This is a genomic window from Ruegeria sp. (genome assembly GCF_028066395.1).
In the GTDB taxonomy this organism is placed as follows: domain Bacteria; phylum Pseudomonadota; class Alphaproteobacteria; order Rhodobacterales; family Rhodobacteraceae; genus Ruegeria.
Map to the genome: position 1 here is coordinate 4,169 of NZ_JALCBM010000016.1, position 8,164 is coordinate 12,332.

The window sequence follows — 8,164 nt, forward strand, 5'->3', positions numbered from 1 at the left end:
TGGATCGGCGTCAGGCCGAGGATGGATTTGATCAGGGTCGATTTGCCCGCGCCGTTATGGCCCAGCAGCGCCACACGCTGACCGGGGGCAAGAGACAGGGTGATGTCGTCAAGAACGCGGGTTTTGCCTCGGTTCTTGCAGACTCGGGTGATTGAGAGGGCCTTATCCGTCATGAGGCACCTTTTTCATGGCTGGGGGTTCAGGGGCTTGTATCAAGGGGTTGCTGTCCATCACGCCGCCCGGCAGCAGCGCCGGGAAGGCGGATTGCGACCAGCGCACCAGTTGCACGGCAGGCGAGCCGAGCAGCAGTTTGGCTGAGGGTTGGGTCCACAGCACATGGTCCATCGAGTCATTGGGGCGATAGGGGGCATCGGCGACGCCATTGCCATCCACATCATAGGCGGCGAAATCGGACCAGTAGTTGCCGCGCCCTTCTTCCGACCACTCGACCCATTTGGTCGAGACGTATTTTACTTGCGTCCGATTGCCGACAAAGGCGTTTCCGACGATCTGGTTACGCTCGGACCCGGCGGTGAAGTGGATGCCGATGCCGCAGCCCTGGAACCAGTTGTCGGTAAATTCGTTCTTGTTGGAGTTATAGAGGAAGGAGCATTTTTCCTTGGCCCCCTTTACTACATTGCCGGTGATGGTGCTTTTGTTGGCATAGTTCAGCATCACGCCATGTTCGCGGTCGTTGATCGAGACGTTGTCGGCCACGGTCACACCGGTCGAGAACATCACGGCGTAGCCCAGATCGTTGCCGATCGAGACATTGTCGCGGACCTCGGAATTGTCGGCATACATGTAATGCACCGCAAACCGCAGATCGCGGAACAGGTTGCCCGCGAAGAAATTCTTCTTCGAAGAATTTACGAAGATCCCGTCGCGGCCATACTGAATCTCATTCGCTTCGACCCGCGCACCGGGGGCGTTCCAGACATAGACGCCATTGCCGCGGTCATTCATCCGCCGGTCCTGCCGCCCTTCGATCCGGTTGCCGCGGACAATGCTGTCCTTGGCGCCGTGGATGTCGATACCGTAGAGATTGCCCAGCAGCACGTTATCCTCGATCACCGGCGCATAAGCTGTTTTCTTCAGCTGGATACCGCTGTCGATGCCATCATGGCTGGAGCCCGAGCCGATCACCGTCAGGCCGCGCACGGTCACGCCCGGGCCGGTCACGGTGATGACGCTGCCTTGGCCCTGACCGTCGATGGTGGCCTGGCCCAGCCCGTCAATGGTGACGGGCCGGTCCAGAACCAGGGTTTCGGTGTAAATACCGGGGCTCAGGCGGAGGGTGTCCCCATCCGCCGCCTGGGCCAGTATCTCGTTGATGGCCCCCGCCCGATTGGGCACGTCCCAATCCGCCGCCCAAAGGGGCGAGCCAAGCAGGAGCGCTATGAGCAGGGGCCAGCGCATCTTAGGCGTTCCTCGGCTCGACGAACATCCGGCCGCGCATTTCCATGTGCAGCGCGTGGCAGAACCACTGGCAATAGAACCAGTGCACGCCTGGACGGTCGGCAATGAAGGTGACCGAGGCGGTGGCCTGCGGCGCAACCTCCATCGCGATGCCGAAATTCGACATGCACAGCCCGTGGGTCACGTCATCCACGTCATCCAGGTTGGTGACATAGAGCGTCACTTCATCCCCCTGTTTGACGGTGAATTTCTCCATGCTGAAGATCGGCGCGGTCGAGGTCATGTAGACGCGGACCTTGTTGCCGTCACGGATCGGTTCCTCGGCACCTTCTTCCAGATCGATGCCATCGGCCTCGGCCTGTTTGCGGGCGTCTTCCCACATCGGGTCGTTGCGATCCCAGACATTGACCGGGTTCACCTTGGAGCGGTGGACCAGGATCGAGTCATGCGGTTCGGCAAAGGTCGGGCCGTCATGGACCACCTTCATCTTGTCGCCCGAGATGTCGATCAGCTGTTCGTTTTCAGGCTTCAGCGGACCCACGTTCAGGAAGCGGTCTTTCGAGAACTTGTTCATCGAAATCAGCCATTTGCCGTCCGCTTCGGCGGTTTCACCCATAGAGGTCGAGTTATGGCCGGGTTGGTAATGCACGTCCAGTTTGTCAACAATCGGGTCAACATCAGCGCCTGCATAGGATTCGATTGCCTTGGCAATGTCCCATTTGACCACCTGGCTGTCGAGGAACAAGGTCGTGAACGCGTGGCCCTTGCCGTCAAAGGCGGTGTGAAGCGGACCCAGACCCAGCTGCGGTTCCGCCACGATGGCCGAGCGCGGATCGGCATTGTCGCTGAACAGCGCGTCGACTTTTTCCACGTCGATCACCGAAACCGTCGGGGACAGTTTGCCTGCGATCATGATGTGTTTCTTGTCGGGCGCGGCGTTCACACCGTGGGGCGAGTTCGGGATCGGGATGTAGCGGGTCAGATTGCCACCGGCCTCTTTCCGGCCATCCACAACCTTGACGCCTTTCATCTCCTGATAGTTGCCAGCAGCAATCGCGTCCTCGATGGCCTTGAGGTTGAAGACAACCACATGGTCCAGCTCGTTCTCGGTCATCTCGGCCAGGTTCATACCCATTTCCGAGTTGTACGAGGTCGAGAAGGCGTATTTGCCCTGATAGTCGCTTTCGGTGTTGTCGAGGTTACCCGATACCATCACCTGCCACGCGATCTCCATGGTGTCGCCGTCGATGGCGGTGAAGATGTTCACGTATTGCGACGGATCGTCGAGGATCTGACCATCGTTGACCAGCGGCGCCTCATGCTCACCATTGGCAAACACATAGCCGGTGCGCGGGTATTTCTGCGGGCGCAGACCGTGGATGTCATGGGCGTTCGGGATCTCGATGATCTTGTCGCATTTCATCACGTCGCAGCGCACACGGGCCACGCGGGTGTTGGCCTTGTCGTTCATGAACAGATAGCGGCCGTCATAGGTGCCATCGGTGAAGGACATGTGCGGGTGGTGCAGGTCGCCATTGTCATAGGTGACCTTGCCGTTTGCGGCCAGATATTCCTTGGTCTCGGGCAGCAGGCCCTCGGTCAGGATTTTCAGCGACTCGTTGGTCTGGCCCCAGCCGGTGGCCGAGCAGCGGTTGAACACCGGTACACGCATCAGCTCGCGCATGGACGGCACACCCATAATGCGCAGCTCACCGGTCTGGCCCGAGGACCAGAAGCCGTAATATTCATCCAGCTCACCGGGTTCGAGATGCTGCTTGGCGGCGGCGCTGGCCTCTTTCGCGGTCATCAGGGTCGAGCCCAGACCGGTCCCGGCGATCACCGCGCCTGTGGCGGTGGCCCCCAGCATCCCGCGACGGGTGATGTTCAGTTTCTTGTCTTGTTCCGACATTGTCGTTCCTCCTTTAGGAAACGGTTTGCGGTTTGGCGTTCGGATGGTTCGCCGGTGGTTGTCCGAGGGGGGTCTTAGGACTGACCGACCCTGTCTTGGCCCGCCGTTTCAACTGGCGGATAACGACGGGACATTTGTCCTCGGACTGGTAGAGCACCTGACAATGCAGGCAGGTGACGCACTCGTTCGGGTTGATCTCACCGGTGGGGTGGATGGCCTGAACGGGGCATTCGTTGGCGCAGGTCTGACAGGGGCTGCCACAATCCTTGTAGCGGCGCAGCCAGTCGAACATGCGGATACGGGCGGGGATGGCCAGCGCGCCGCCCAGCGGGCAGAGATAGCGGCAGTAGAACCGTTCAATGAACAGGCCAATTCCCAGCAGGGTCAGCGCAAAGACCACAAACGGCCAGTCGCGCATGAATTTCAGGATGATCGCGGTCTTGAAGGGCTCGACCTCGGCATATTGTTCGGCCAGCGGGATCGAGACAAAGCTGAGACCGAAGAGACCCAGGAAGATCATGTATTTCGCGGGCCAGAGCCGTTCGTTCAGCCCCCAGGGCAGGGTCCATTGCGGCACCCGCAGGGCGCGTGCGATCTTGTTGGTCAGCTCCTGCAGCGCGCCGAACGGGCACAGCCAGCCGCAATAGGCACCGCGTCCCCAGAACAGCAGGGCTGCGGCCACGGCGAACCACTGGATAAAGACCAGCGGGTCCAGCAGGAAGGCATCCCAGCTAAATCCGGTGCGCAGGCTGCCCGCCAGGGCCATCAGGTTGACCACGCTCAGCTGTGCATTGGCGTACCAGCCTATGAAGAACAGGGTCAGGGTCAGGTAACCGATGCGGAACCAGTAAAAGACCCGCGCATTCATGGTGGCGTGGAACTGGAAGAAGAAGGTTGCGGTCAGCACCAGCAGCATCACGCCCAGACCGATGATTTCGACGGTGCGGTCCTTCCAGATGCGCTGCCACAGGGCGGCCTTGGCGGCGGCTTCGCTGGTGGCATCTTCGATCACCACGGGGGCTGCGGCGGGCAGCAGATAATGCTCGGGCAGCTTGTAGCCCAGATCGAAGGTCAGAAAGGTCTTTTCAACCGCGCCCACGGCCCGTTGCACCAGCAATTGCAGGCGGAAGGGTTCGGCCGGGTCGAACTCGGCATCGGCGGGGATCTTGAAGATATCCAGTTCCGAAAAGCTGGGCGCATCCGGTGCGGCCACAACGCCCAGACGCCGCTGCTGCTTGTCGAAGAACCGGACCGAGCTGTCGCCCTGGATCAGTTGAATCCGGTCGAAGATGCCGCCGCGGACATAGCCCGAGCCCTTGAAGCTGTAGGCCCCGCGACCCAGCACCAGAATGGCGTGTTCGCCTTCGTCCAGCCAGTCGACCAGGTTCTGGTATTCGGCCTCGCCCAACAGGGATTTCCCGATCGACGGCACCGAGACCAGCGCCATGTTCATGTCGATAAAGGTATCTTCCGGCGCGCCGGGCTCGGGGCGCTTGATGGCGCGCTCATCGCCGGTGGCCTCGAACGCGGCGTTGACCTGACCGATATCCAGGATCATCCGCCGGACCGAGCCGTCGCCGGACAGGGTGGTCCAGTCATAGATGGCATCCTGTGCCATATCGACCTCGCGCTTGGGGCCGTCGGCCTGCAGCGGCGACAGACCGCCCAGACCCAGCGCACGGGCCACCTTGATGCCACCGCGCACAAGGCTGTCGTCGATCACCATGATCGTCACGGTCGCGCCCGAGATGATATCGAGGTCATGGCCTTCGCCGCCGGTCTCCACCTCGCGCTTGAGGTCGAGCCCTGCATAGCCTTCGGTCAGCTGAACCATGCGGGAATTGGGAATGCCAATCAGAACAATGGGTTCCGAGTGCTTGACCAGTTGCACACCGGTCAGAACCGCGTCGCTGTCAATGGCCGCGACCACATGGATGGGCTTGCCGGAATAGCCGGTGGTGCCCACGAAATCCGAGGTCAGGAAGGCCCAGGCGACGGTCTCGCCCCCTTTCAGGACAGGGGCGACCTTGACGTCCTGACGCACGGGGCCAAAGGCATCGGCACCGGGGGCCAGATCGGCAGGATCGAGATCGGGCAGGAAACTGGCGAGGCTGTCGGCCCGGGCGCTGATCGCCATCAGGACAGACAGGGTGAAAGCCAGAAGGAAAGGAATTGCGCGACTTACGACCACGGCGCACCTCCGATTACTTGGATTGACGCCATGGACGCGCGCGGGGCGCGTTCGGTTTGATGTTCGGGTGCGCACGGGGGCCCCCGGGTTTCGGGCCACAGCCGGGCCATTGCGGGCAGGGCGATCGCCTCGCGAATCCCACTCAGCGCGTCCTGTGCGCTTTGCACCCGACCGACCTGCGGCAGGTCAGGCAGCGGGGCCGCGCCGGTCACCGCGCATAGCGCGCAATCGGCGCAATTCGGGCAGGGCGCAGTGGGATCGGTATCCTCGTCCAGATCAACCTCGACCCAGACCGCGCCGCCATCGGCGCAGATCTCGATCCACATCGAGTCCCCGGACTGCGCCATCGCGGGCGCGATCAACTGCAGCAGCAGAAAGAAAATGCCCGCCACAGCACAGGCCGCGCGACGGGCGCGGGCAGGCATGCTGATATGGTGATATTGGGCAGGCATCGGGTTTCCAACTCTGTTCGCTGTCTTGCGTTCTAGTGGATTCCCTGATTCCGGGATTTGACTTAGGTCAGGTTTGTGCAAATTGCCGAAAAATTAACAATTGGCGTTTGTTTTTACAGACTTAAGACCGTTCTGAGGGGTCATTCATCCGCCTCATCCATCAGCCTGCGCAGCCAACGCCCGGCCAGCCAGCTTGCCGGAATGCCCAGGGGCAGAGACCACAGAATCGCGGGCACCGGCCCGATGGCACCAAATCCGGCGCTGTGCAGGATCAGCCCGGTCAGAAACAGGTTGATCGCGACGGTCAATGCGGTCGCGGGGTAGAGCAGAATGGCCAGTTTCCAGACCGGCCATCTGCCCTCAGTGGCTGGTGCCTTCCGAGAAGGTGATTTTGTTCCAGACATTGTATTTCCCAGACGGTTTGCGCATCGGCAGGCGGCGGACCTCTTCCAGCGTCTGCGCGTCATAGACGATCACCGCGCCGTCATCTTCCCAGATCGACACCAGCGCGTGGCGGCCATCCTTGGTAAACTCCACATGCGCCACGGTCTTGCCGGGGGCAGGGCGCAGGGTCTTCACGATCTCAAGGCTCTGCTTGTCGATCACATGCATCGCGTCCTTGTTGGGGCCAAAGAACACATCGGCCCAGACATAAGGCGAGTTCTCATGGCTGCGCATGAAGAACCCGGGCCCTTCGGTCTTGATCCGCTTGACGGTTTCCCAGCTTTCCATGTCGATCACCGACACGGTGCCATCGGTCAGATGCGGTGTTGCCATCACGGTGGTCTCACCATGTTTCCACGTGATGCCGGACCCCAGATGCGGCATCCCCGGCAGGTCCAGATCAGCCACCTTGTGACCAATCACCAGATCAATCACCTGACCCCCGGTGCCATCGCGAGAGGCGCCCATGACATATTCATAGCTCTGGTCGAAAAAGAAATCGTCCAGATAGTCCGGCGTGGTGATCTTGCGCACCGGGAAGGGATCGGGGTTCTTGAACTGCCCCTCGATGCGGAAATCATGGCCCAGCCCGAATTGCGGCGGGTTGGCCCCGTAGAATACCTCCCAAATCTCGGGCACATCCTTCAGCGCCAGCACAAAGCTTTCGCGCGGCGGCGCCTGATAAACGGCCGAGACGCGACTGGGGGCGCCCTTCTTGCCTTTGATCTCGATGACCTTTGCGACGGACAGATCCTCGGTCGACAACAGGGTCAGAGAGTTCGGCAAGTAATTCGCCACCGCCACCCATTTGCCATCGCCCGACATGGCAATGTTGCGGCTGTTCAAACCGGCACGCACACGGCCTACCTGTTGCAAGGCCCAGATGTCATATTTTTGCACCCACCCATCGCGCGACATGATGAACACATACCGCCCGTCGGGGCTGAACTTCGGCCCCCCATGCACGGCAAAAGGTGTCTCGAACCGATCCAGAACCTCGAACGTGTCGCCATCCAGCACGCTTACATGATGATCGCCGGTCTCAACCACCAACGTGATATTCATCGGATCGCTGTCCCAGACCGGCGCATTGACCGGAATGTAATCCGCATCCAGCGTGCGGCTGGCGATGATCTGATCCGCACCCCAGTCCGGGTCGCTCTCCAGCGGGGATTTCAGCCATCCCGCCAGTTCCTCGATCTGCAAGGCGTCCAGTTGATGGGAAAACCCCGGCATCTGCGTCGCCGCGCGCCCCTCGGCAATCACGGCAGCAACCCGAGGGCCGCGCATCCGCTTCAACGTCTCAGGGATCAACGCCGGACCAACCCCGCCCAGCCGACCCTCACCATGGCAGATCGCACAATGCTCGGCATAATCTGATGGCGCGTCTGCCCAAGCCGGGCTGACGCCAAGAAGGGCACACAGAGCCCCGATCTTCATCTTTTCAAAAATACTCCCGCCGGAGGCTCCTGCACCCACAACCCGCGCAGACGTCGAACAAACAGGAACAACGGTTTCAAAAGAACTGATGCGCCGGATCATGGCTTTTCCCCCGAAACGGCGTGACCTGTAGACGCTCGCCTGCATCCTCAACACCGATTTCCTGATTTGACAGATAACAGGCCGGGTCTTCGGCCCACGGATCGCCGGTCAACTGCAGCGCCCGGATGCGGGTGTTGCCACCGCACACATCCTTCAACTGACACGCTCCACACCGCCCTTTCAGCGGGCGAGGCCGTGTCCGCAGCA

Annotated in this window: 7 protein-coding genes and 1 pseudogene; all 8 read right to left on the minus strand. The window is 61.1% G+C overall.

Going from position 1 to position 8,164, the window contains the following annotated elements; genetic code table 11:
- On the minus strand, window positions 1-173 hold a 173-nt coding region (locus MPJ51_RS07265; RefSeq protein ID WP_298384083.1), incomplete at its 3' end, for an ATP-binding cassette domain-containing protein.
- On the minus strand, window positions 163-1,419 hold the full coding sequence (locus MPJ51_RS07270; protein ID WP_298383929.1) for a nitrous oxide reductase family maturation protein NosD: 1,257 nt from the start codon (window positions 1,417-1,419) through the stop codon (window positions 163-165). The genes MPJ51_RS07270 and MPJ51_RS07265, both read right to left, overlap by 11 nt.
- Before the next feature lies 1 nt (window position 1,420).
- The gene (gene nosZ, locus MPJ51_RS07275) at window positions 1,421-3,328 is read right to left on the minus strand and encodes a TAT-dependent nitrous-oxide reductase (RefSeq protein WP_298383931.1); all 1,908 of its coding nucleotides are present in this window, start codon (window positions 3,326-3,328) and stop codon (window positions 1,421-1,423) included.
- 13 nt (window positions 3,329-3,341) lie between these two features.
- Window positions 3,342-5,465, minus strand: coding sequence for a NosR/NirI family protein (locus MPJ51_RS07280; RefSeq protein ID WP_298384086.1), 2,124 nt, complete (start codon window positions 5,463-5,465; stop codon window positions 3,342-3,344).
- 44 nt (window positions 5,466-5,509) lie between these two features.
- Window positions 5,510-5,971: a DUF2946 family protein gene (locus MPJ51_RS07285; RefSeq protein ID WP_298383934.1), complete on the minus strand. Its 462-nt coding sequence runs from the start codon at window positions 5,969-5,971 to the stop codon at window positions 5,510-5,512.
- 140 nt (window positions 5,972-6,111) lie between these two features.
- The gene (locus MPJ51_RS07290) at window positions 6,112-6,375 is read right to left on the minus strand and encodes a hypothetical protein (protein ID WP_298383937.1); all 264 of its coding nucleotides are present in this window, start codon (window positions 6,373-6,375) and stop codon (window positions 6,112-6,114) included.
- Window positions 6,332-7,855: a nitrite reductase gene (locus MPJ51_RS07295; RefSeq protein ID WP_298383939.1), complete on the minus strand. Its 1,524-nt coding sequence runs from the start codon at window positions 7,853-7,855 to the stop codon at window positions 6,332-6,334. Before MPJ51_RS07295 ends, MPJ51_RS07290 begins: the two co-directional genes overlap by 44 nt.
- 76 nt (window positions 7,856-7,931) lie before the next feature.
- Window positions 7,932-8,164, minus strand: a pseudogene (locus MPJ51_RS07300) (heme d1 biosynthesis radical SAM protein NirJ); the annotation flags it as partial.